General features: G+C 41.6%; 19 protein-coding genes and 4 pseudogenes. 4 read left to right on the forward strand and 19 right to left on the reverse strand.

The window, feature by feature from the left end:
* Positions 1–193: 193 nt before the first annotated feature.
* The 4 genes from HLH18_RS12975 to HLH18_RS12990 form a co-directional block, all read right to left on the reverse strand.
* On the reverse strand, positions 194–694 hold the full coding sequence (locus HLH18_RS12975; protein ID WP_171547170.1) for a Dps family protein: 501 nt from the start codon (positions 692–694) through the stop codon (positions 194–196).
* 43 nt (positions 695–737) lie between these two features.
* Positions 738–1187 carry a universal stress protein gene (locus HLH18_RS12980; RefSeq protein WP_171547171.1) on the reverse strand — a complete coding sequence of 150 codons (450 nt, stop codon included), beginning with the start codon at positions 1185–1187 and terminating at the stop codon, positions 738–740.
* Positions 1188–1353: 166 nt separating this feature from the next.
* Complete coding sequence (locus HLH18_RS12985; RefSeq protein ID WP_171547172.1) at positions 1354–4809, reverse strand: MASE3 domain-containing protein; 3456 nt, start codon at positions 4807–4809, stop codon at positions 1354–1356.
* A 195-nt stretch (positions 4810–5004) separates the two neighbouring features.
* On the reverse strand, positions 5005–6567 hold the full coding sequence (locus HLH18_RS12990) for a sensor domain-containing diguanylate cyclase (RefSeq protein ID WP_171547173.1): 1563 nt from the start codon (positions 6565–6567) through the stop codon (positions 5005–5007).
* 169 nt (positions 6568–6736) lie between these two features.
* Here HLH18_RS12990 and tnpA point away from each other — a divergent pair.
* Both tnpA and HLH18_RS13000 read left to right on the forward strand, forming a co-directional pair.
* Positions 6737–6988, forward strand: a pseudogene (gene tnpA, locus HLH18_RS12995) (IS200/IS605 family transposase); the annotation flags it as partial.
* Between the two features lie 765 nt (positions 6989–7753).
* Positions 7754–7957, forward strand: coding sequence for a hypothetical protein (locus HLH18_RS13000; RefSeq protein WP_171547174.1), 204 nt, complete (start codon positions 7754–7756; stop codon positions 7955–7957).
* A 93-nt stretch (positions 7958–8050) separates the two neighbouring features.
* Here HLH18_RS13000 and HLH18_RS13005 read toward each other — a convergent pair.
* A pseudogene (locus tag HLH18_RS13005) lies at positions 8051–8143 on the reverse strand (transcriptional regulator); the annotation flags it as partial.
* 245 nt (positions 8144–8388) lie between these two features.
* Between HLH18_RS13005 and HLH18_RS13010 the strand changes: the two are divergent.
* A complete protein-coding gene (locus HLH18_RS13010) occupies positions 8389–9966 on the forward strand; it encodes a Na/Pi cotransporter family protein (RefSeq protein WP_171547175.1) in 1578 nt (525 codons plus the stop codon).
* 107 nt (positions 9967–10073) lie between these two features.
* Here HLH18_RS13010 and HLH18_RS13015 read toward each other — a convergent pair whose 3' ends face one another.
* From HLH18_RS13015 to HLH18_RS13055, 9 genes and pseudogenes are all read right to left on the reverse strand, one after another.
* Entirely contained in the window at positions 10074–11141 is a 1068-nt protein-coding gene (locus HLH18_RS13015; protein ID WP_171547176.1) for an ArsO family NAD(P)H-dependent flavin-containing monooxygenase, read from the reverse strand.
* A 170-nt stretch (positions 11142–11311) separates the two neighbouring features.
* A complete protein-coding gene (gene arsH / locus HLH18_RS13020) occupies positions 11312–12016 on the reverse strand; it encodes an arsenical resistance protein ArsH (RefSeq protein WP_171547177.1) in 705 nt (234 codons plus the stop codon).
* Between the two features lie 4 nt (positions 12017–12020).
* The gene (gene arsB / locus HLH18_RS13025) at positions 12021–13061 is read right to left on the reverse strand and encodes an ACR3 family arsenite efflux transporter (RefSeq protein WP_171547178.1); all 1041 of its coding nucleotides are present in this window, start codon (positions 13059–13061) and stop codon (positions 12021–12023) included.
* Between the two features lie 4 nt (positions 13062–13065).
* Entirely contained in the window at positions 13066–13539 is a 474-nt protein-coding gene (locus HLH18_RS13030) for an arsenate reductase ArsC (RefSeq protein ID WP_131292101.1), read from the reverse strand.
* Positions 13540–13545: 6 nt separating this feature from the next.
* Positions 13546–13866, reverse strand: a complete 321-nt coding sequence (locus HLH18_RS13035) for an ArsR/SmtB family transcription factor (RefSeq protein ID WP_171547179.1) — start codon at positions 13864–13866, stop codon at positions 13546–13548.
* 58 nt (positions 13867–13924) lie between these two features.
* Positions 13925–14353: an arsenate reductase (glutaredoxin) gene (gene arsC / locus HLH18_RS13040; RefSeq protein WP_171547180.1), complete on the reverse strand. Its 429-nt coding sequence runs from the start codon at positions 14351–14353 to the stop codon at positions 13925–13927.
* 129 nt (positions 14354–14482) lie between these two features.
* A pseudogene (locus HLH18_RS13045) lies at positions 14483–14968 on the reverse strand (IS200/IS605 family accessory protein TnpB-related protein); the annotation flags it as partial.
* 185 nt (positions 14969–15153) lie between these two features.
* The gene (locus tag HLH18_RS13050; RefSeq protein ID WP_171547181.1) at positions 15154–16116 is read right to left on the reverse strand and encodes a diguanylate cyclase domain-containing protein; all 963 of its coding nucleotides are present in this window, start codon (positions 16114–16116) and stop codon (positions 15154–15156) included.
* A gap of 221 nt (positions 16117–16337) precedes the next feature.
* A complete protein-coding gene (locus HLH18_RS13055) occupies positions 16338–16610 on the reverse strand; it encodes a transposase family protein (RefSeq protein WP_350643360.1) in 273 nt (90 codons plus the stop codon).
* Between the two features lie 96 nt (positions 16611–16706).
* Between HLH18_RS13055 and HLH18_RS13060 the strand changes: the two genes are divergently transcribed.
* Positions 16707–16889: a hypothetical protein gene (locus HLH18_RS13060; RefSeq protein ID WP_171547182.1), complete on the forward strand. Its 183-nt coding sequence runs from the start codon at positions 16707–16709 to the stop codon at positions 16887–16889.
* Between the two features lie 110 nt (positions 16890–16999).
* Here HLH18_RS13060 and HLH18_RS13065 read toward each other — a convergent pair whose 3' ends face one another.
* From HLH18_RS13065 to mgtA, 5 genes and pseudogenes are all read right to left on the reverse strand, one after another.
* The gene (locus tag HLH18_RS13065; RefSeq protein ID WP_171547183.1) at positions 17000–18178 is read right to left on the reverse strand and encodes an acetyl-CoA C-acetyltransferase; all 1179 of its coding nucleotides are present in this window, start codon (positions 18176–18178) and stop codon (positions 17000–17002) included.
* 81 nt (positions 18179–18259) lie between these two features.
* Entirely contained in the window at positions 18260–20029 is a 1770-nt protein-coding gene (gene phaC / locus HLH18_RS13070; RefSeq protein ID WP_171547184.1) for a class I poly(R)-hydroxyalkanoic acid synthase, read from the reverse strand.
* Between the two features lie 119 nt (positions 20030–20148).
* On the reverse strand, positions 20149–20493 hold the full coding sequence (locus HLH18_RS13075; RefSeq protein WP_171527755.1) for a phasin family protein: 345 nt from the start codon (positions 20491–20493) through the stop codon (positions 20149–20151).
* 87 nt (positions 20494–20580) lie between these two features.
* Complete coding sequence (locus HLH18_RS13080) at positions 20581–21327, reverse strand: beta-ketoacyl-ACP reductase (RefSeq protein ID WP_171547185.1); 747 nt, start codon at positions 21325–21327, stop codon at positions 20581–20583.
* Positions 21328–21783: 456 nt separating this feature from the next.
* Positions 21784–24548: pseudogene (mgtA, locus tag HLH18_RS13085) on the reverse strand (magnesium-translocating P-type ATPase).
* Positions 24549–24576 lie beyond the last annotated feature (28 nt).

Below are 24576 nucleotides of genomic sequence, written 5' to 3' on the forward strand. Positions count from 1 at the left end.
CCAGCGTCTAGCTTAGCCCTATTTGGTGACAATTTGATATTTATAAGCTTGATAGCAATCCACAAGTGATTTTATCCGTGAATAAAAATAGCGAGTCAGCCACATTTAATCGGCAAAACAAAATCACTGTTCTTAAATCAGGAATGATCAGTCCGCCAATTTTTATATAAATTGGCGGACTAACGCTAGATTGCTACTCTTCTAAAAGACTTCTTAACATCCAGGCTGTTTTTTCATGGACTTCAAGTCTTTGTGTGATCAGATCAGCTGTAGGCTGGTCATTCACTTCATCCACGAGGGAAAAGAGACTTCGAGCAGTTCGCGCAACAGTTTCATGTGCATTAACCAGCAGGCTGACCATTTCATCGGCTTTAGGAACACCTTCTACTTCTTTAATTGCGGTTAATTTTACAAATTGTTTATAGGTTCCAGGAGCAGGAAAACCTAAAGCACGAATTCGCTCAGCAATGATATCCAAGGCATTCCATTGCTCCGTATATTGGGTCATAAACATGTTATGTAAGCTATTGAATTGTGGCCCAGTCACGTTCCAATGAAAGTTATGGGTCATCAAATACAAGGTATAGCTGTCCGCTAGCAGTTTGGATAAACCTTCAACAATTTTGGCACGATCACTCTGAGAAATGCCAATATCAATTTTCATTGTTTTAGATTCTTTTTTAGAACTCGCCATTTTTTAGACTCCTTATATTTTAAGTATATATTTTATATAAACATTAATATTTTATGATCATTACTGGTAATTCCGTTGAGCAAAGTACACCGGTGGCCACACTTCCAAGTCTCCATTTTTTAAAACCTTTACGCCCATGCGATCCCATTACAATGAGATCAGTTTCAAGCTGTTTGGCAATTTCAACAATACCTTCTTCAAGCAGTACGCTTTTTAGGACTTTTGTTTCTACTTGAACACCCGCCGCATAGGCAATTTCACTTGCTTGTTTTAATATCTCTTCTGCATTCGCATAGGCCTGGATAAAGTGTTCTTTCATTGGAGCAGATACATAATAGTAATAGAAATCTGCATCTGTAAATGGATCTTCTGAAACCAGACTGATTAAGGTCAACCTGCTATTGAAGACCTGAGCAATTTCGACCGCATGTTTTACCGCTGAGAAAGAAATTTTTGAGCCATCGACGGGTACTAAAATATTCTGGTATGACATCGGTGAAACTCCAAATATTTACCTTTTATTGAATTATAAATAACATAAGCTTGCTAGCGCTTCAATTTAAAGCATTAAAAAATATCAAATTCTATCCTGACTGTTACTCAACTTGAAAAAAAGTGAATAGCTTTTTGGCTGCTATTCACCTGATCATCAAGCCTGTTTAACTTGGCAGGACATATCCCTTTTCCTTAATTAAACGGACTGCTGCATCACAAACTTCCGCATCATAAATCGTTCCACGTCCGCGTAAAATTTCTGAAAGTGCAACATCTATACCCAAAGCAGCACGATATGGGCGATGCGAAGCCATTGACTCAATCACATCGGCCACCGTCAGAATACGCGCCTCAGGATGAATCTCATCCCCTTTTAATCCTTTAGGATAACCCGTACCATCCATCCGTTCGTGATGCTGGCCAATGATTTCAGCAATTGGAATATTGAAAGGAATATCTTTGAGAATGTCATAACCAGCCTGTGCATGGCCTTTCATCATTTCCATTTCCAGATAGGTCAGACGTGAAGGTTTGGTCAGAATCTCGGAAGGAATCGCAATTTTGCCAATATCATGTACCAGTCCAATTTCTTCCATCTGTAGACAGCGTTTTTCATCCCAACCCATTTCTTTGGCAATCGCACTGGCAATCAGTCCGACACGGCGTTCATGCCCCGCAGTATAAGGATCACGTAATTCCACCATGGTAGATACTGCCTGCAAGGTGCCGTACATGATGGTTTCCATGTGTTCCAACTGATGGGCAATCTGGTCCTGTGCCTGCTTTTGCTCAGTAATGTCTTGCGCCATCACAATCGAGGCAGGCAAACCATCATCCCAGATGATGCGACGGGTATGCAGGGAAAATTCACGGATCTGGCCATTTTGATGTCGGAATGGAACTGTATACGGCGTGTCCGAGTGTTCTGCAGTCTGTAACAGGTTCTCCTCCTGGTGAATCCCAGCAAGAGTGTCTATTGTCGCATCAGTAAACTCCAGGATATTATGTCCCGTAAGCTCTGTAGTAGACCTACCCAGCATATCGACATAACTTGGGTTGACGTATAAATACTGATTGTCGCGCAGTACATACATTCCGACCACGGTTTGTTCCACCATGCCACGGAAACGCTGCTCGCTGTCTCGTAATGCCTGTTCGGTTTTCCGGATGGCTGTAAGATCGGCCCAAGCCAAAATCACATCATTGCCGACAATCGCCAGCGTGCGCTGTGCAATACGCTGACTACCGTCTTTTGCCACCAGGGTAATTTCAGGAAATTGCACCTGTTTGCCATTTTTCGCCAGCTTCAATGCCTCTTCCCAGTTCTGTTGCATAAACTGTCTTTGTTCTGCATTAGGCGCCACTTTTTTTAGCCAGGCTTCCCGATTTTGAAAATCTTCCAGGCTATATCCCAGCCATTTTTCGTAAGCTAAATTCACTGCAAGAATACGTCCATCCTGAATGGAAATAATATTCATCGGTACGGGAGACTGCAAAAACACCTGCTGGAAACGTTGTTCCATCTGCTGTGAATAGGTTTCGGCAGTTTTGAGGTGTTGCTCCGCTGAAAAACGCTCCAGCGCAGAAGAAATATCCCTTGAGAGATTTTGCAGCAGCTGAATTTGCTCCTCATCAAATTCCACTTGCCCCGCGGTATACAGCCCCACCAATCCCCAGAAACGCCCCTCAAACAACAATGGGGTCAATGCAGCCTGACGCACCTTTTCCTGTTTTAAGTACTCTCTCCACGCCCGGTATTCTGGAGAAACATTCTCATCAGCATCATTGACCAGGCCATAGGCACAGACATCCACCTCTGGACTGGTATTTTTCACCTGATTCAACGGAAGATTCTGATCCTGCTGCAAGACAGTCTGCAAGGTCGTCAAAATATTTGCGCTAATATTATGATGGAACTGAATTACAAGCGGACTGTCAGCCCCATCATCCGCTTTGAGTGCAATCAAAATTTTGGCAAAACTACCCAGCTTCAGTAGCACCTGCTGCAACTCCGTCAGCAAATCCTGCTGATTCTGGCTATGTGCAATGACCCGGTTGGTTTCACTGAGCAGCTGATAGAGATAGGTCAACCGTGCTACCCGCGCCTGTGACTGTAGCCGGGTATAAACATCGGTGATCTGACTGGTAATATGGTCAATTAAATTCTGTTCTTCATCTAGAAAAACTGGTACCTCTGGCGCTTGATCATACCAGACGGTTAAGGTCCCCAATTGCTGGGTATCATTGGCAAAGATTGACTGCAAACAAGGCGTCTGAGCAGGAGGCTCTTCACCTAAAACACCCCAGTCACTGCGAATCTGCAGATGAATCCGTTCCGGAGATGAAAAGCCGGAAGGAATCATTTCCATGGCTTTATGCAACAGCTCGGTCATGCCCGTATGCGTGTGGTTGCAAAGCAGATTGATCTGATTCAGACAACGTACTTCTTTTACACGTTCCTGCAGATCCTGCAGCAAAAGCTGGCGATCGGTAATATCGTGCACCACCATGACCCAAACCTGTTTTTTAGCCACACGTTCCAAAAATGGTGCGACATGACACTCGACTGTTCTGTGATCCGGCAGAGTCAGCTGGATTAAAAACTCCTGTGGTGCCTGCTGCAGTCTAGAACATACCGGACAATCTTCGGCTTTTAGCCGAGGATCATGCACCAGTTCATGTACGGAACGTCCGCTCAATTGTGTCGCTGGAATGCCGTGCAATTGCGCTGCTGCCAAATTGACCTGCTGAATGGTTTGGCTGGAACTCACAATATAGGTCGGATCCGGAATGGCGTCATAGGTGCTGGCGGCCTTGGACAGCATGCTAAAAGGATCTTTAATGGTCGACTCGACAAGTGCCAGATAGATAAACCAGTACGAATAGACTTTCAGAATATGCCCCAGCAGATTGGCATCGGCATATACGGATATATATTGAGTAAAAGCAAATTCAGAGGCCATCATGGTCAGCACGGAAAGGCTAACTCCAAACCTCAGTTTCACCGATAAATATTCGCGGCGTTTCCAGACCAGTACCAGCGCTAACGCCAGAACCGCAATAATCAGATATTCACTGTAAATTTTAAAAGGGGTCAGGCCCTGCCCATCAATAAAGGCAGTCGGGAAAAAACCCAACATGACTGCCGTCACAATCCCGACACTAAGCAGACCAAAAAACAGGTTCAATGGGATAGGCTTGATCGCGCGTGTCAACATAAACGGTGCGGCAAGCATCGCAAAGGCCTGCAATAATCGAGCGCCAATCCATAATTGGGTTGCCTGATTGGCGCTGTCCACCGGAAGAATCTGCATGCCTTTGTATAGCAGAGTATGAAATAGGTCAATAAACCCACACCAGCCAATGGCAATGGCAATGAAAACCACAAAATAATTTTTAGTAAAATGCCGTGAGACCACGGTCACAATCAGCGCAGTGAGCGCAATAATGATTGAGATCAGTTCTGCCACGGTATGGGTAAACAGGAAACCAAACCTGTGATCGGTCCACCAGATCAGCAAGGCAAAAATCGTCGGAGGAATCACCATCATATAAGGAGAAATAAACGACTTGAGGTCGAATACATCCGGTGAAAATAAGTCACGAGATGATTTAGGCATAAAATTCCTTGATGAGATTCGCAAATGGTCTTATGGAATAAAGTCGTTCAAAGTTTTGTGTTAGCTAAAAATTTACATGATAATTATATCATTAGGCCTATGAGAATAATCCATGTCTAAATAGACCAAACTTGTTTACAGCCAATAAGATAGATTAGGCTCAACGGTGAATTTTAATTAGTGGATGTCTGGAATCTAGCGCGTACAGTTACGTCCCTCATGTTTGGCCTGATAAAGTTTTTGATCCGCCATTCTCAACACTTCCTCGACATCATCAGAACTATGAGGCCAGTAAGCGATCCCAATTGAAATAGTCACCGTTCCCATATCCTCCATCTCTGTAAGTTCAACCGCTTTTCTTAGCCGTTCCGCGGCCTGAAAAGTAATTTCCGGATCCGAAGTAGCCATTAAAATAATAAATTCCTCACCCCCTGAACGGCAGCAGATATCATTGTCTCGGAAATGATATTGCATCACGTTTGCCAGCCTTTGTAAGACAATATCGCCTTTGTCATGACCATAGGTATCGTTCACCTTTTTAAAGAAGTCGATATCCACCGCTAACACAGCAAACTCGGTACGCATACGCACAAATTCTTCAATAAACAGGTTCATCCCACGACGATTGTACAAACCGGTCAGCGGATCGCTATTCACGGACTGATTCAGCTCATCAATTTTTTCATTAAAATTCTGACAGCTCAGCATCAGGGAATTTTTGAATTGATCGACTTCAAAATACAAAGGATCAATTTTGTTAATTTTTTCCTGAATATCCGTCCTGTTCAACATACTGGCCATTTTCGCCAAATGATTTAAAGGCAGTGCAATAAAGCCAGATAACCGCCAGACCATAAAGAAAATGAATAAATAAAATAGTGTAATCCCGATGGACACTTTGAAAATAATGCTGTTGGCCTGAGCAAATAGTTCATCGATCGGCTGCTGTGACACCACAATCCAGTTCACACTGGGAATATACGAGAAACCGACCAGACTGTCTATTCCTTTACTGTTGATCAGGCGGAAAGCTCCATCCTGTTGATGCAGCATCGCTGTTAATCCGTCACTGGTCTGGACTTTCTGGCCAATTTGCTGAGTATCAGCATGAAAAATGATCCGTTTTTGGTCATCCATGACATAGGTATAATTTTTCTTATAGCCATATTTGGATGCCAGCATTTCACTGACCAAATTCTTACTCTGCAGATAAATCGTGCCCGCAATAAAACCCAAATATTGTCCTTTGTCATCAAAGATCGGTTCAGAAACAATGACGATCAATTTTTTGGTCGAAGACCAGTACGGAGAAGAAATATAAGTTTGCTTGCGCCTGAGTGACTCGGTAATGCCATGGGTTTTCTGAATCTGTTTTGAATCAATCTTTAAGGTCGTTGGGAAAAATGAAATGATATGACCTTCCCTGTCAGCTAGAAACACACTGTTGAAATTTCCTGACTGGGTTTTTAGTCGCGCCGCTTCACTGCTTCTCAAGCTTTCATTGGAAAAGTTTTTGCCTAGTACACGGGTGCTGAATCTTAAATTTTTTAATATTTCCTCAAACTGATAGTTGGTATGTGTAGCAATTCTGGACGAATATTCTGCATTTAATGCCAAGGAATTATCTATCAGGCGTTCTTTAACTGTGTAATTTACAAAGAATAAAGCAAAGACAAACAGACAGGTCACACTCAGAATGGTTAAAAGTAAGATTAACCTGCGCAAATTTAAGTTGAGCGCCAATAAAACCTGTCTCACTAGATCAATCCTAAGTGATGATTTATTATATTTATATCATAAAACTTATTTCATAAATCATTTTTCTCAGCTCTAAGTTACAGATTTCAGTCATTAAATTAAATTTTAAGCCGAGTATTTTACTTCTGCTTCGATAACATTCGACAAGGATTTTAAAGGTGTTCAGGCTGCATCAATAAAAGAGTGCAATGGTGAAGAAGATCGTGTTCATATGTTTATTCAATAGCCCCCAACCATTCAAATTTCCAAGTGGGTGAATAATTTAAAATCGGTAACAAGCAGAAGAATGCGAAATCAATTTTTAGACTTGCGGGGAAGTGATGTAAAACCTGTGTTTTGGTCACGTTCTTATTTTGCTGGCTCATGCGCTGGTGCGCCACTCGAAATAATTAAACAGTATATTCAAAATCAACAAGGTTAATTGTTGCGAAATTCACCTCCGTCTGAGAAGTACGTCTTCGCAAGATCGGGTGGAGTCCTCTTGTACTTTTAGATATTTTTTTATGATAATTAGATACTTATAATCCCAAAAATGACGGAATAAAAAATGCATAGCAAAATACGGGGATAAAATTCAGCAGGTTAGATTAGAATAAAAAATCTACTAATTTTTCTTGCTGATTTCTAAGAGACTTCGTTCAGCTTCCATTACCAATTGCTGAATTTCGTTTCGTCTTTTTTTCTGACTTTGATCATAAATGTAAAGACCTAAACCTATTGCACATATTAGTAATATTGATGATGTTACGATAACTTTTTTATCATCCATGATAATCTCAAATTATTAAAATTTATTCATATTGCATTTTTAATAACTTTACTTAAGTGTTCAATATTAAAAAACGCCATCTTTTCCATTCCTTTTCTCATTTTCTATTTTTACATCCTTCTAGAACGTCTCCAATAAAGGATAAAAAACACCTGAGTAATGTGTAGAAACTACAGCCAGTGCTGTAAGTTCTTCACTTTTTGGCAGATACCCTTGCTAAAGAATGAAGATCTAATGCCAAAATTCTGTTCCCCATTATTTTTAAGGAAGGAACTCAAATAAGGTGGATAGGATTGATTGCCGAGATATCTGGGCCAGATGCTTACCTTTAATGTTTGGTTAAAAAAAACAAATACATAGATCTCAAAACAAGGCGTATACTTTATAACAACAACTAGAATCACATAGGAGCAGAAAATGCCTCTCAAATTTGTAATTCGCTTCACCAGTGTTTTGTTTTCAGTATTAATTCTGGCGGCTATCGCCATTCACTTTTTCTTTTCAAGTAAGCTAACCACGGACTTGTGGATCATTTTAGTTCCCATTATTCTGGGTGTTCCAATCTTGACAGCAGTTATCTTTACAAAAGATGATGAATTGAGTATCCCATCCGCTGATTAGCATATCTCTATGAATTGCTAAAAGTGATCTGATCATTGAAAAGCTCATTGTAAGGTGGGCTTTTTTTGTTGTCTAAAAATAAGAAGAGCCAAACTCAACAATTCGACTGGTTTTAATCGCTTTATGCTTTATCGCACCGGCTTCTTTGATCGAAGAAACCAGCTCATCAAATAAATTGTTATCCAAAAAAATTGCTCCTCCACGAATTGATGCAGGATCACTGTCTATGTGCCAATCAGGTTATTTTTAACTAAAATCACCAAGAAGAATATTTAATCACCCCCTATAACTGAATAATAAGTCACTTGAAGACCGCCAGTTTTTCTTTTATAGCTCCAAGCACATCGTATTTTAGCTATTCCACCGCGACTCTTAATGACATCACCTTGATCAGGCTGTATTCTGATTGTAAAAAATGCATTGAGAGAACTGTGCTCGAAATTATTGCTCAGCTGTGTGGCGGTATTGGTTTATTTTTAATTGGCATGATTTTAATGACCGACGGTCTTAAAGAAATGGCTGGGGAAACTTTACGAGTATGGCTGACCAAATTTACCGGCACACCATTTAAATCAGTGTGTTCTGGTATTGGTCTGACCTTGATTGTCCAATCCTCTACAGCCACCACGCTTGCGACTATTGGTTTTGTCGGGGCTGGAGTATTGAGTTTTACTCAAGCGATTGGGGTGATTATTGGCGCCAATATCGGGACAACCAGTACAGGTTGGATCGTCGCTTTTCTTGGGGTTAAGTTTTCTATTGCCACTTTTGCCTTACCGCTGATTGCTTTTGGCGCACTGTTAAAATTATTAAGCTATGGCCGTTTAGCATTATTGGGTTTTGTGCTTGCAGGTTTTGGGCTGATTTTCCTTGGAATTGATCAACTGCAGATTGCGATGTCAGGATTTGCTGAACAAGTCGATTTGTCAATTTTTAACTATCACTCATTTGGGCAAAAGCTGTTTCTCGTTTGGATTGGCTTAATCATGACGGTCTTGCTGCAATCTTCCAGTGCCGCAATTACTGCGACTTTAGCTGCTTTAGCCAGTACAGCGATTGACCTGCAGCAAGCCTTGTTATTGGTCATTGGACAAAATATCGGGACAGTGGCAACCGCAGTACTGGCTGTTATTGGTGGCTCGGTTAATGCCAAGCGGACTGCAGCTGTGCATGTGGTTTTTAATGTGGTCAGTGCGGTATTTGCTTTCTTTGTATTGCTGCCCTTATTTAACTGGGCCTATCATCATATTCAATCTGTTGCTGCATGGGATGAGGTGGTCATAGTAGCGGCATTCCATACTGCATTTAGCGTAATGGGCGCATGTATTTTTATGCCTTTGATCCATCAATTTAATGACCTCATTTGTAAGTTTTTGCCTCAGAAAAAGTCCGGTGTGCTAGAAATTCTGGATGAATCCAATCTGGAGATTCCAAGTGTGGCAATTATCGCTGCAGAAAAAGTAGCTTATCAAAGCCTGATTCAGATGTTTGAGATCTTGCGTCGTGCTTTTCAGGATGGTACGACTGTTAGCCCCAAAGAATTACAGCAATTAGATGTAGTGATTGAACAGCTAGAAGCCTATTTAGATAAAATTGTGGTTCCTGAATATCAACAAGATAAACAGCGCTTGACCTTTTTATTACGCATGATGGTTTATATGCATGTTCTGCGAAGTGATTTGGAAGGTGTTCCCTATGCATTGGTTATTCGAACCCAACCGCAGATTTATCAAGTGGCTTTAGATTTTTTAAATATTCTGGATCATTATGCAACCAGTTTGGAATTCTTAGAAAATGCTGAAGTCATTGAAAATTTCAAACAGGAACTGGCCAATCTTAAACATTGGACCGATGAGAACCGCGCATCCTTGCGTGAAGAGGTAATGCAATATGCCACCTTAAACCGGCTCAGTGCAGCAAGAAGTTTAAAGCTTCTTGCTGCAAAACGCTGGCTGGACCGATTGATCGCCCATACCAAAAGATTATCAAAAGTGCTGGCTGAACGTTAAAATCTTATATCAATCCTTCAACAGTCCTGACATCTTTCAAGACAGTTCTTAAACCTTGTTTCAGAGTGGGATCAAAAGGTTTCTTCAAAATATTATCCACGCTCAAATCAAATATTAGATAAATAAGCTGCAATATCATCCACTGTGGCTCTCGCTGTTCTAGAAACGCCAATTAATGTTGCAGAGGCTAGTCCAGTCCAGTCTCCATATCCCACTAACCACAAGTTCGCGATCTTGACCGACCTTCCGCCTTTAACCTCTACCGAGTTATCTTGCTCTATCACCCCCAGACTCCTCAAGTGATCCAAAGAAGCTTTAAAACCCGTGCACCAGATGACCGCATCAACCTGTTCTTCAGAGCCATCAGGCCAAATGACAGAATTTGTGGTAAATGATTTAAAAGGCGGACGACTATGCAAAACCCCTCTTTCCCTCGCCTCTTTGACACTATCAATCATCACAATATCACCAAGCCCCCCAACAGGCTGATCAATGACTTTACCCTCTTGCTGTGCTTTTAAGCGTTCCGTCGCTCTTAAAAACAGTACACGGCCATCCACATCATCAGATAAAAATTGGGGTGGGGTTTTCGTTACCCAAATGGTTTTAGCAACTTGTGAAACCTCAGCGAGTATTTGCGCTCCCGAATTCCCCCCACCCACAACAATCACTTTCTTATCTTTAAATGGATCTGAATTCATATAATGAGCTGAATGTAACTGCGTAGATTGAAAGTTTTCCTGTCCCGGATAATCAGGAATAAACGGCTGGCTCCATGTCCCTGTTGCACTGACCACGGCCTTGGCTCGCCAAAACCTTTCGCCAGCATATACGTCTAAATACTTTCCATTCGATTCCACACGATCGACATGTACTGGACGAACAATCGGAAATTGATATCTCTGTTCATAAGCCGATAAATACTGGATCACCTCATTTCGTGTTGGATAGGTCTGTTCCGTGATGGGCATCATCCAACCGGATAGAGAACTCCAGCTATTAGGAGAAAAAAGACGCAATGACTCCCAGGTATGCAGCCAAGCACCCCCTGCTTGATTTTGCTCATCCAATATAATGAATGGGATTTTCTTGCGCTTAAAAAAATAAGCGGTAGATAAAGCTGCCTGCCCACCACCGATAATGACCACATCAGTTTCAGTCTGTTTATGATTCAAAGCCTTTCCCCTTTTACTTATTTATCTCTGACTTCTTTATTGTAAAAACCCAATCTCCGTGACTGGGTTTTTACAATATTCACTATGCCGTTAAGACAATTTTACCAACAGCGAATAAATTGAGTACTGACCTAGCTGTGACATGACCAGTCTTGAATATCACCTAGCATTTATAAACTGCGCTGATTTACACGCTTAGATAACTCTTCAGCCGACTCCTTGCGTTCCGAATAACGATCTGTCAGGTATTTGCTTTGACCACGCGTCAGTAGGGTGAACTTAAATAACTCTTCCATCACATCCACAATCCGGTCATAGAAAGCCGAAGGCTTCATTCGTCCATCTTCTTCGAATTCCAAGAAAGCTTTCGGAATTGAAGATTGATTTGGAATGGTGATCATCCGCATCCAACGACCCAAAATGCGCATCTGGTTCAGGCTGTTAAATGACTGTGATCCGCCACTGACTTGCATCAAGGCAAGGGTTTTACCTTGGGTGGCACGGATTGCGCCTCCTGCCAGTGGAATCCAGTCTATTTGTGATTTAAAAATGGAACTCATAGAACCATGGCGTTCAGGTGAACACCAGACCATGCCTTCTGACCATGCTAAAAGTTCTTGCAACTCTTTTACTTTTAGATGCTCAGTATCCGCATCTTCAGGTAAAGGAAGCCCTTTAGGATGAAAGATTTTTACTTCCGCGCCAAAATACTCCAGGATGCGACCCGCTTCAAGAACGGCAAGGCGACTGTAAGAGCGTTCTCGATTCGAGCCGTACAGCAGCAAGATACGAGGTGGATGCGCAAGCTCTTTTGCTTGAACTTTTTCAAAGGTCGGTTGCTCAACAAGCTCTAGATCTAGGTTTGGGAGATTCATAACGTTAGGTCTCTTTAAAAACTTTTTTTCTCAGCCAGAGCGAAACACTCACTAAGGCAATCAACACAGGCACTTCGACCAATGGGCCAATAATCGTGGTGAAAGCAACCGGTGAAGCTATACCAAAAGTAGCAATGGCGACTGCAAGTGATAATTCGAAATTATTTCCTGCTGCAGTAAATGCGATTGCTGTGGTCTTAGGATAATCATTGCCCATCCATTTACTCATGAAAAAGCTAATGAAGAACATTAAAACAAAGTAAATGGTTAAAGGAATCGCGATACGTAAAACTTCAAGCGGAAGACTCACGACATCGCCACCTTTTAAGCTAAACATGGCCAAAATGGTGAACAGCAAAGCCATCAAACTAAGCGGACTAATTTTCGGAATAAACTTGGTTTGATACCACTCTACCCCTTTCTGTTTCACCAAAATGAAGCGAGTTAAGAAACCTAACAAGAACGGAATACCAAGATAAACCAGAACAGCATGGGTGATGGTCCAGAAATCGACATGAATTACCTGTGAAGCCACACCAAAATAAGGAGGTAGAAAGGTCAGGAATAACCAGGCATAGGTACTAAAGAATAAAATCTGGAAAATGCTGTTAAAGGCAACTAAAGCAGCAACATATTGATTATCACCACAGGCCAAGCCATTCCACACCAGAACCATGGCAATACATCGTGCTAAACCGATCAAGATGACGCCGGTCATATATTCGGGATAACTATGTAAAAATATAATCGCCAGAGCAAACATGAGTACTGGCGCGATCAGCCAGTTTTGGACCAAGGATAAAGTAAGGGTTTTCTTATCCTTAAACACTTGTGGCAAAGTCGCATAGTTCACTTTTGCCAGGGGTGGATACATCATCAGAATAAGACCAAGCGCAATTGGAATATTCACCGAATTAATACTCAATTGATCGAGTGCGACAGACGCTTGAGGAAAAAAGTTTCCGATGGCAATGCCTAAGGCCATGGCAATAAAAATCCATAGCGTTAGGTTACGATCTAAAAATGAAAGTCTTGAACTAGACATGCGCTTACTCGATATTAGAAATTTTATTGATTTCAGCAATTAATTCAGGACGAGAAAGTTTATTTACATCCAGGGCAAATAAAGCGTCTAAGCGTTTATTGATATGCTCAACCGTCACCAAGAAAGCTTTTAGCTTTTCTGGTTCTGAAAGTTCTAAATGTGAGGGATCAGCCAAGCCCCAATGCGCTTTGATTGCTCCGCCCAAATAAAGTGGACAGGCTTCTTGAGCAGCAGCATCACATACAGTGATCACAACATCCGGTTGATATTGTTCGCAGTCATCAATTGTTTTACTGGATAAGCCTTGTGTAGACAGGCCTAAGTTTTCCAAAGTTTTAATCGTTAACGGATGGACTTTACCTGTAGGTTTGCTTCCTGCACTGTAGGCTTTCCACCCTTCTGGCGCACGGCTATTAAAAAGTACTTCTGACAAAATGCTGCGGCAACTATTTCCTGTACAAAGAAATAAAAACTTCATTTTTGTTTACTCACAATGCATCTGAATAATTGAATCAGATATAGGTAAATTATTTAAACTTTCATTCAGTTGGAGTGAGGCAAGTATTGCAAAACACCACTCAGGCAATTTTTGGTTAATGCTGTAATACACCCACTGTCCTTGACGACGATCGGTCAGCAGCCCAGCTGAACGTAAAAGTGCTAAATGGCGGGAAATTTTAGGTTGGCTAAGTTGCAATTTTTCAGTGAGGTCACACACACAAAGCTCTTGATGCTTCGCCACCAAGACAACAATGTTCAGACGCGTCTCATCCGCTAAACATTTAAAGAAATTGACTTGTTCCATCGCTGCACCTATCTATTTATCTGAATATGTAAATATCCACATATATTAACCAAATTTTTTATTGCAATCTTTGTCCATTTTCATCTATGACTTTTTCACCATCCTCTTTGCTAAAAGCCCCTTTTTGTGGAGAAGGTAAAATATCCAGTACAAGTTCTGAAGGTCGACACAAACGTGTACCCAAATTCGTCACAACAAACGGTCGATTAATCAGAATTGGGGATTGCAGCATGAATGCTAATAGTTGCTCATCTGACCACTTATCTTGATCCAATCCTAACTCTGAATAGGGTGCTACATTGGTTCGTATAGCTTGTCTAACCGTGAGATTTGCATCTTGAATCATGCGACGTAGCTCATCTTGCGATGGCGGCGTTTGTAAATAGTAAATAATTGCAGGTTCAATTCCTGCATTTTGAATTAAAGCTAAGGTATTTCTAGATGTACCACACTCAGGATTGTGATAAATTTTTACGGTCGAGGTCATTTTGGCCAAATCTGCTATTAAAAATTTAAGTACATTTATATATGTTTTACCATATATATGCAAACACATATATTGGGATTTTTTTCTTTGGTGAACTTAAACTATCAAGAATTCTTGACATCCTCCCCCTTAAAAAAGGGTAATTCCTACTGCTAGACGCTTATGCCCAAGCGCAAGTATGTTCTTCACACTGTTCAAGTCACGATCATTGAAACTTGAATAGTTTTTCACATTCTCATACTCTTATTCCAAGACTTAAGAAGCACTGCTTTGTAAGATCTTTCAGACTACTACTGAGTGATCTACCTTGCGAAACGATGTTTCTCAGTTTGTGAAATTCTCATTCACTTCTTCAAACATGAGCAGCACTGCTACATCCTCACATTTATACTTGAGCATCGTTTTTAGTGCTGAAAATCCTGTATCCAAAACAGACTTTGCCATCTTGGTTTTTAAAAGTTTCTTGGCACTTAAATCACTTACAACAATCAATGCATTTTCTTTAACAAGCATGCTGCTTGCTTTGTGCAAATAATCTTTGCAAATGTTTGCAATCTTGGTGTGTAATGCACGTACACACTTTTTGTTTCCTGCTCTCTGAGCCATACCTAATTTTTACTACTCGATTGTTTTTGAAGAGCAATAGAAAAGACCCTGGCTTAAGATTTTGGATATCACACTTAGGTAAATTCTTCGGTAAATTAAACAGACTGGACGAAATCAGACAATCTTCGACATGACGGACAATTCTTAATGCTGTAGGCTCTAAAATACCATAACTCATACCTATATGAATCTGGTCATGCAAATACCGCCCTGTCACGTCCCTGCTGTTTTCCAACATACATCGCCTGGTCTGCTCTTTCGATGACTTTTTCCAGTGTTTCATGGTGACCGACTATGACTATGCCTATAGTTGCCGTTATATATACTGCTTCGCCATTTTTTAATATAGTTGGATGGGTATGCAATGACTGAGAAATTCTTTCGGTAATTTCATAAATTGAATCGACATTTTCAACTTCAAGAAAGATTAAAAATTCTTCTCCACCAAAGCGAAAAATACTGTCCGTTTCTCGAATAGAATTACACATTAACTTGGCTGTATGGACAAGAACTTCATCGCCAGCCTGATGCCCATATTGATCATTTATAACTTTAAAATGATCCAAATCAAGTAAGCCAATTGCTAAAATTTTCTGATTTTTAGTGGCATGATGACTGAGATAGTTAAATTTATCAGCCAGACCGAATCTTAAAGGTAAACCCGTTAAAGGATCATACTGCAATGCCTCACTGATAAAATGGGTTCTAAAATAACTGAGGAGATCAATCAATTCACTCTGATTTTTTTGATATTCATCCACTAAATCTGGTTCTATTTGCTGATTTTCACTCAGCTTGGAAAACAATTTATGTAGATTACGATGCACGAGATAATGAACTTTTTCCAATTTTTGGGTTTTTTCGCTACTGATTTTTTCAAATCTGAAGCGGTTTAACTGAAACCATTTACCGAAATTACACAGTAAATGGCTATCTTGAGAGGCGAATTGTGGATCAGATGGTTGTTTTAAAACAATATATCGAAATATTTTTTGAGCCCAAGCGAGATGCAATTGAATACCTTCATCTATTTCTATCAGTTCTGAATGTTTAGTTTGATGTAATCTATCCATAAAAAAAGAGCATCTCAAATAAGATTTTTGAATATGTTTTAAAGGTAGTTTAATCCACTCCGTACTAAATTTTAGATCAGCCAAAAGCCTCATAAAGTATTGATCTGCGATCTATCTACTTTATCTAATTTATTTTATTGATCTAAATTACGGATAAGAAAAAACTTGAAAAGGTGATTACTAGAGCACAATCAATTAAGTTAGCATACCAAACTGAGGACCTTAATAACCATTTTGATTTTACTCAATTATTCTGTGTTATTGCTGATTTTTTATAAATTTTAAAAATAGAATTCTTGTATAAATCATTTTTTGATCAACTCTAAATTAGAGATTCCAGCAATTAAATTAAATCTCAAACCAAGTCTTTTGCCTCGGTTTCGATAACGTCCGGCAAGGATTTTGAAGGTTTTCAGGCTGCCAAATACATGCTCAATCCCTATTCTTCTTTTATTGATTTCTTGATTATGGATTTTTAGTTCAGGATCCAATTTACAGCATCTTTTAGCTTTTAACGGCAATAGACTATTGGGATACAAAGCATAAATCTCCAAATAGCCTTTGTGCAACAAAGCCAATACAATATAAAACTATATCTTTTTTTGCATCCGCGCATTCTAATTGGGTCGGTTAAAAAATCGGTAATTTTATATTTTTAGAAAAGGATGAATAAAATGACCAAGCAACAACACCCAAAAGATGAAGTAGAATCTAAAAAAACTGAAGATCAAACAAGTCAAGATGATAATCAGCCACAAAAGAATCCTAAAGATAAATCTGATGAGCATGAAATGCATAAATCAAGCCACTATCAACAGCACCATGATACAACGAGCAACTATAAGCAACCCCATTAAACAGGCTTCTATCCGTATCAATACCCTATCAAGTGCTGGGAAAATCTGGCGCTTTTTATTTATGCAAATCAATGCATTGTAAAGGGCTTTGTTGCAATCAGAAATAATGTTTAAGGCCGCTCAACCGCTAATGCAACGCCCATTCCACCCCCAATACATAAGGTCGCCAGTCCTTTTTTCTTTTCACCGCGTTGCATTTCATGTAACAGCGTGACCAGAATTCGACAGCCTGAGGCTCCAATCGGATGGCCTAAGGCAATGGCTCCACCGTTGACATTGACCTTGTCCATATTCAGACTTAGTTCTTTTGCCACCCCTAAAGCTTGTGCGGCAAAGGCTTCATTGGCTTCTACCAGATCAACCTCCTCCAAAGACCAGCTTGCTTTTTCTAGCGTCTTTTTCACAGCATTTACAGGACCGAGACCCATCACTTCCGGCTCAATACCCGACATGCTATAGGCTTTAATTTTTGCTAGTGGCTGTAAACCAAGCTCTGCTGCTTTATCGGCACTCATCACCAATACGGCAGCTGCGCCATCATTAATCCCCGAGGCATTACCTGCAGTCACCGTGCCATCCTTTTTAAAGGCTGGGCGCAGCTTGGCTAGACTCTGTTCATTCGTCTCGGCTTTGATATATTCATCACGGTCAAAAACGAACGGATCACCTTTACGTTGTGGCACTTGAACCGGCACAATTTCCGCATCAAATTTACCTTCCGCCTGTGCTTTGACTGCACGCTGCTGAGACGATAGTGCCAAAGCATCCTGATCTTCACGGCTAATTGACAGTTTTTTTACAATATTCTCAGCGGTCATTCCCATGTGATACTGGTTATACACATCGGTCAGACCATCATAGATCATGCTATCCACCAATTGCGCATTGCCCATCTTCTGCCCGTTACGCATCTGGATAATATGGGCACTTTGTGACATCGACTCCTGCCCACCTGCCACGACAATATCAGCTTCACCTGTGACAATGGCCTGTGCTGCCAAATGAACAGCGCGCAGTCCCGAACCACACACCACATTCAAGGTTGAAGCGGGTACTGAAACCGGAATACCCGCAGCAATTGCCGCCTGTCGTGCCGGATTCTGTCCCACACCCGCAGTCAACACATTCCCCATAATGACCTGATCTACCTGTTCTGGCTTTACTCCGGCAGCATCTAATACCGCACCAATCACCACTTTCCCTAACTGCGGTGCACTGACGCTGGCCAGTCCACCCAAAAAACTTCCAATCGCGGTACGTTTTGCGGCAACAATCACGACTTCTTTCATTTTATTTCCTATTTTTTAACTCATGTCTTGCTTGATACTCCTGCCCCCATACGATTGGCCGGCAGTGAGAATGCCTAAATGCTAAAATAGACTGACCTGTACATAACTGCCCGGTGCAGCTTCCTTAACCGGATAAGTTGCACTACCTAATGTACGCGCTGGAACCTGATCGCCGGTATAAGGTGCAATCCATTCCTGCCAGCGTAACCACCAGGATTCTGGATGGAACTGAGCATCTGCCAGCCACTGTTTCGGGTTTTCATAAGGGATATTATTGGTATAACAGCCATATTTGTTGCGGTTTGGCGGATTGACGATTCCTGCTACATGTCCAGATTCGCCAAGTACCAGTGTGGTTTCCCCGCCCAGATAGGCAGAACCTTTAAAGCACGTATCCCACAGTGCAATATGATCTTCCTGTGTCGAGATAAAAAAGTTCGGTGTTTTCACTTTCGACAGGTTTAAACCCACGCCATTGACCTTGATCTTATTCGGCTGAATCAGTTCGTTATTCAGGTACAGATTGCGCACCAGGAAATTGTGCACATGTGCGGCAATGTTGGTGCCATCACTATTCCAATACAAAATATCAAAGTCGGACGGATGCTTGCCCTTCAGGTAATTTTCAATGTAATAGTTCCAGTATAGGGTATTTTCACGTAACAGACTAAAGGTCACCGCCAACATACGGCCATCAAAATAGCCTACCTGTTGATTCAAAGTTTCAATCCCTTGAATGACCGGCTCATTAATAAAAGCACCCAAACTGCCTGGATTGTCAAAGTCCAACATTGTCGCCAGATAGGTGGCACTCTTGACGCGATTCTTCAGGCGTTTCGCCACATAGTACGCCTGCGTCGCAGCAAGCACCGCTCCACCGATACAATAGCCAATGGCATTGACCTCTTTTTCTCCGGTCATTTCCTCAATGACACGCATCGCCTCAACCGTACCTGAGGTAATCAGGTCATCAAAGCGCATGTCCTTTTGTTCAGCCCCCGGATTACGCCAGGACATTAAAAATACCGTGTGCCCTTGCTGACGCAACCAGTTCACAAAAGAATTCTGCTCACGCAAATCCAGAATATAGTATTTATTAATAAAAGGTGGAACGAGCAAAATAGGCGTCTGATATACAGTTTCAGTGTTCGCTTCATACTGTAACAATTGAAAAACCGGATTTTCAAAGACCACCGCACCTGGCGTATAGGCCAGATCTTTTCCCAAACAAAACGAGTCATTATTGACCATGCGTACGGACAGATATTTACTACTGTTCATGATATCGTCATGGAAAATTTCCATGCCACGCACCAGATTTTGCCCGTGTTCCTGTACCGTCTGATGGATCACTTCCGGATTGGTCCACAAAAAATTGCCGGGAGAAAAGGCATTCACCATTTGGCGGGTAAAAAAGTGGATACGGTGACGGACTTTATCCGGGATGCCTTCGACCTCATCCAGCATTTCTTGCACCAATTGACTGAAATGCAGATAGGACTGGGTCAAGAGATCATAATTGGGTTCTTGCCAAAGTGAATCTTTGAACCGGCGATCGCCCTGCTCAGGTTTCACTAACGGCTGGATATCCTTGTTTACACTGCGCAGCATGATATTTTGGTAAATTTGCATCTGACCGATCCACCATTTGCTCTGCATCTCGATCAAGCGTGCCGGATTTTTGGTTAATGCCTGAAAGAACAGGGTCATATCTTCATTGTTGACTTTGCTCAATGCATCATTGAGCGGATTATCGCCATAGTGAAATTCTTGTACTTTCTTCCAGATTTCTTCATGTACATCGAAAAAACGCTGGACGTTCTGATTAAACTGAAAAAGATTCTGCTGCATTGCACCACTCCGCATACTGGGTCATTCCTCACTTTCGATCAGGAATGGGATAGAAAACGGGGAAGTGATCTCCACTTCCCCGCTCACTAGTCTTCAATCTTCATTAGGGCTGCTAACCGTTATTTATTGTTCGGCATCGATTCGCTAACCAACTTGTCAAACTCGGCCTTAAATTCAGTTGCCAAGCTTGCCAGTTTTTGACCATCGTCAATCATTTGCTGGCTAAGTTTGGTCATGGTTTCTACTTGTTTCATGCCACAATTAATCATCGTTTGCATGTCTTTGACTTCACTGTTGGCAAATACTTGCGACAAGGTAATATCGGCATAATGACGTGCAGCATTGAGTTGTAAATTGGTCAGATCCGCAAAGTTTTTCGCCACCAGACTGTTAAATTTTGCATAAGGTTCAAAAATGTTTTTGTATTGAGCATTCATGTTTGAAAAGATATCACCGTATAGCATGTTGTATTACTCCATTGATTTATAGTGCTTAAAATTTAGTTATTGTTTAAAAAATAAATGTAAAGACTGACTCGGTGAGCACAGGGCTTATTGCATGTATAAACCGCCATTGATCGATAAGGTTTCACCAGTAATATAGGTGCCATACTCACCGATCAGATACATGACTGCCGCTGCAATTTCTTCAGGCTGGGCCAAACGCTGCAAAGGAATCTGGTCTTCAATACTTTTGACAACCTCTTCCCGCATGCCAGTAACCATCGGTGTCGCAGTATAGCCCGGTGCCACGACATTCACGCACACATTGGAACGTGCACCTTCTTGGGCCAAGGCCTTGGTAAAACCGATCATGCCCGCTTTTGCCGCTGAATAATTGGCTTGACCAAACTGTCCTTTCAGACCATTGACCGAACTAATATTGACAATGCGTCCCTGCTTTTGCTCCAACATTTTATTAAAGACTGGATGGGTCACGGTAAATAGCGTCTTTAAATTGGTATCAAGCACCTGCGACCACTGTTCGAATGACATTTTCTTAAATGTTGCATCGCGCGTGATGCCGGCATTATTCACCAATACATCTACGCGACCTTCAGCCTTTATCGCATCCTGGATCGCGGTCGTCGCATCAGCATGATGGGTCAGATCCGTTAGGACAAAACGAACATCTTCCTGTTGGAAACCCTCATTTTTTAGCCACTGCATTTCCCGGTCTTCCTCACGTGGGACAACCGTTGCAATCACTTTATAATTCGCCTTCACCAGCTGACGACAAATCTCACTACCAATACCACCTAGTGCCCCTGTCACAAATGCGACTTTTCTTTCGGACATATCTTTACCTTTAGCAAATCGAAAAAATGGTTGCGTGGATCCACAAAGATTCCTGAGAATCTGGACTTAAATTAACTTTTTCTATGTTAAAGCTCGATTGCAAGGAATTTATTTTTTTGTAAGCAAATATAAATAACGATAGGTTTGAGTAACTGCAAAAAGAAAATGAAATAAATTTTGTCGGATTAAAGAATAGGGGGAAATAAAGGGTTTTTAATATTTACATCTGAATCAAATACTTAAAAAATGGTGAACCGTACCTGGATTGTCGGAAACTAACTTTCTTGACAGAATTTCCAGATGACAAAATCAAAATATATCTCAGAAATCAAAGAACGAGCGGTTTGCTTACTTCTTGAATCCGAAAAAGATGATCCTTCCACTTAGGCTGCAATTACCGCACTTACCGCTAAATTTGGTTGCGCTCCTTTCAGGGAGGCGAGGAGGTCAATAAAATTACTGCCAGCCATAGCGGCGGGAATAATAGTGTTTCATGAGTTGCGTTAGCATCATATATCCCAGCAACATAGTCACTAAAATCGGTAAATAGCTCAGTGGCAAAGCCTGCAACTTGAAGTAATTCGCAAAAGGTCCCATCACAATAAAAATACCAGTTGCCATAATCAAACCGGTCATGACCAACAAGGGTGTACCCGGTCTGCTTTGAATAAATGGAATCTTGCGGGTACGAATCATGTGCACAACCAGTATCTGTGTCATCAGTCCTTCAACAAACCAGCCAGACTGAAATAGCGTCTGATACGCAGGTGTATTGGCACTAAAGACAAACCACATGACACCAAAGGTCAAGATATCGAATATCGAACTGATCGGCCCAAAAAACAGCATAAAACGACCGATATCTTCCGGATTCCAGTGCTGAGGTTGTTTGACTGCTTCTTCATCAATATTGTCAAATGGAATGGAGGTTTGCGAAAAATCATACAGCAGGTTCTGCAGCAGTAAGTGCATCGGGAGCATAGGCAGAAAAGGAAGAAAAGCACTTGCAACCAGTACAGACAACACATTACCAAAATTGGAACTGACTGTCATTTTGATGTATTTCAGCATATTGGCAAACGTTTTCCGCCCTTCAATCACACCATCTTTCAATACCATCAGGCTTTTTTCCAGCAGAATAATATCTGCCGCCTCTTTCGCAATATCGACCGCAGTATCCACGGAAATACCAATATCGGCTGTACGCAATGCGGCAGCATCATTAATGCCATCCCCCATAAAACCAACGACATGGCCATTTTGTTTGAGCAGTCTGACAATCCGTTCCTTATGTGCAGGCGTTAACCGTGCAAAAATATGGTGTTGTTCAACCTGTTGAGCCAGTTCCTCATCATTCATGCGTTCAATGTCATTTCCGATCAAGATCTTGTCAAAAGACAAACCAACTTGACGGCATATTGTCGCTGTGACCAGATCATTGTCGCCAGTTAAAACTTTGACATTCACGCCATATTGGGCTAAAGCCTCTAACGCAAGTGCAGTACTCTCCTTCGGTGGATCAAGGAAAGCAACATAGCCGATCAAGGTCAGTTCAGATTCATCGGCGATGCTATAAGTATCTTTATGCGGTGGCAGCTTTTTTACTGCAACAGCAACCACACGCAAGCCCTCTTTATTCAGTGCAGCAGTCACCGCTCGAATATTTGCAAGCAACTCCTGAGTGAGCAATACCTCAGACTCACCACGACGAACTTTGCTACAAGCCGTGAGAATTTCTTCTACAGCGCCCTTGCTAATCAGGATGTGCTGATCATCCTGATTAGCAACAATTACCGACATGCGACGACGTTGAAAATCAAATGGAATCTCATCAACTTTGCTGTAGTTAGCGACCGGATTAAGTTCCCGATGCACCTCTCCATGCTGCAGCACGGCAACATCGAGCAGGTTTTTGAGTCCGGTTTGGTAGTAACTATTCAGATAGGCATAAGACAGAACCGAGTTGGATTCTTCCCCCCAAACATTTACATGTCGGGCCAGAACAATTTTATCCTGGGTCAAGGTTCCTGTTTTATCGGCACACAATATATCCATGGCACCAAAATTCTGAATGGCATCCAGGTGTTTAACAACAACCTTACCCCGGGAAAGCATGACCGCTCCTTTAGCCAGTGTTGAAGTCACAATCATTGGTAACAGTTCTGGCGTCAGGCCAACCGCAATGGACATGGCAAACAAACTGGCTTGCACCCAGTCATGCTTGGTAAAACCATTTATCAGTAAAACCAGTGGCGTCATGACTAGGATAAAACGGATTAATAACCATGCCACCTTGTTCACACCTGCCTGGAACTGTGTCGTTACAGGAGCTGTCGTGGTGACTCGCTGTGCAATTGCACCAAAATAGGTATGCTGGCCTGTTTTGACCACTACTGCTGTTGCCGAACCGGAGACCACATTGCTTCCCATGAATAACAGGTTGTCCAGCTCAAGCGGGTTGCTGGTCTCTTTAGGGTTAGGCTGGGAAAACTTTTCAACAGGTAATGATTCACCAGTCATGGCCGATTGGCTCACAAATAAGTCTGTGGCGGTCAGTATCCGACAATCTACAGGTATCATGTCACCTGCGGAAAGAATAATAATATCCCCAGGTACAATGAGCTTGATAGGAACTTCAACTTTTTGGGATTCTTTTGATGCAGATGAACCTGAAAGTAGGTTAACGCTTCTTCCATGACATCTTCGGCAGGATCACAGCGCAGAACGGTCACGGTATTAGTCACCATGGCTTTGAGCTGGTCTGCAGCAAGATTGGATTTTCGTTCCTGCAAAAAGCGGATGAACGTTGATAAAACAATCATGAAAGAAATGACAATGGTGGCTTTCATGTCTTCCGTGAAATAGGAAATCATCGCAAGCACAGTCAACAGAATGTTGAAGGGGGTTTTATAACAAAGCCATAAATGATGCCACCAGGTTAACGGTTTTTCTTGGGCAATTTCATTCAAGCCAATGCGTTCACGGATTTTTTCGGCTTGGGATTTCGACAAACCTTTTTGATTTGAATTTAAGTCTGCCAGTAAAGCATCCACTGTGCTCTCTGAAGCAACAACAAGTTCTTTCGATAACTCGATTGGTATTTCACGATTAATCGTACTACCCAATCCCCCCTCAAACAAAGCTATACGACGAAAATGTCGGGCAAAACCATGCAGCCACCAAATATGTGCAAAGAATTTTTTGAGGATGTTTGTTGTCATTGTACTTTTCTCATTCATAAAAAAATAA

The organism is Acinetobacter sp. ANC 5414 (assembly GCF_013004295.1).
GTDB lineage: Bacteria > Pseudomonadota > Gammaproteobacteria > Pseudomonadales > Moraxellaceae > Acinetobacter.

Bases quoted from the DNA above. Each gene is read 5' to 3' on its own strand.
- HLH18_RS12975 (WP_171547170.1), bottom strand. From the start codon at position 694: ATGGCGAGTTCTAAAAAAGAATCTAAAACAATGAAAATTGATATTGGC.
- HLH18_RS12980 (WP_171547171.1), bottom strand. From the start codon at position 1,187: ATGTCATACCAGAATATTTTAGTACCCGTCGATGGCTCAAAAATTTCT.
- HLH18_RS12985 (WP_171547172.1), bottom strand. From the start codon at position 4,809: ATGCCTAAATCATCTCGTGACTTATTTTCACCGGATGTATTCGACCTC.
- HLH18_RS13000 (WP_171547174.1), top strand. From the start codon at position 7,754: ATGCCTCTCAAATTTGTAATTCGCTTCACCAGTGTTTTGTTTTCAGTA.
- arsH (WP_171547177.1), bottom strand. From the start codon at position 12,016: ATGAATCTCCCAAACCTAGATCTAGAGCTTGTTGAGCAACCGACCTTT.
- arsB (WP_171547178.1), bottom strand. From the start codon at position 13,061: ATGTCTAGTTCAAGACTTTCATTTTTAGATCGTAACCTAACGCTATGG.
- HLH18_RS13030 (WP_131292101.1), bottom strand. From the start codon at position 13,539: ATGAAGTTTTTATTTCTTTGTACAGGAAATAGTTGCCGCAGCATTTTG.
- HLH18_RS13035 (WP_171547179.1), bottom strand. From the start codon at position 13,866: ATGGAACAAGTCAATTTCTTTAAATGTTTAGCGGATGAGACGCGTCTG.
- arsC (WP_171547180.1), bottom strand. From the start codon at position 14,353: ATGACCTCGACCGTAAAAATTTATCACAATCCTGAGTGTGGTACATCT.
- HLH18_RS13060 (WP_171547182.1), top strand. From the start codon at position 16,707: ATGACCAAGCAACAACACCCAAAAGATGAAGTAGAATCTAAAAAAACT.
- HLH18_RS13065 (WP_171547183.1), bottom strand. From the start codon at position 18,178: ATGAAAGAAGTCGTGATTGTTGCCGCAAAACGTACCGCGATTGGAAGT.
- phaC (WP_171547184.1), bottom strand. From the start codon at position 20,029: ATGCAGCAGAATCTTTTTCAGTTTAATCAGAACGTCCAGCGTTTTTTC.
- HLH18_RS13075 (WP_171527755.1), bottom strand. From the start codon at position 20,493: ATGCTATACGGTGATATCTTTTCAAACATGAATGCTCAATACAAAAAC.
- HLH18_RS13080 (WP_171547185.1), bottom strand. From the start codon at position 21,327: ATGTCCGAAAGAAAAGTCGCATTTGTGACAGGGGCACTAGGTGGTATT.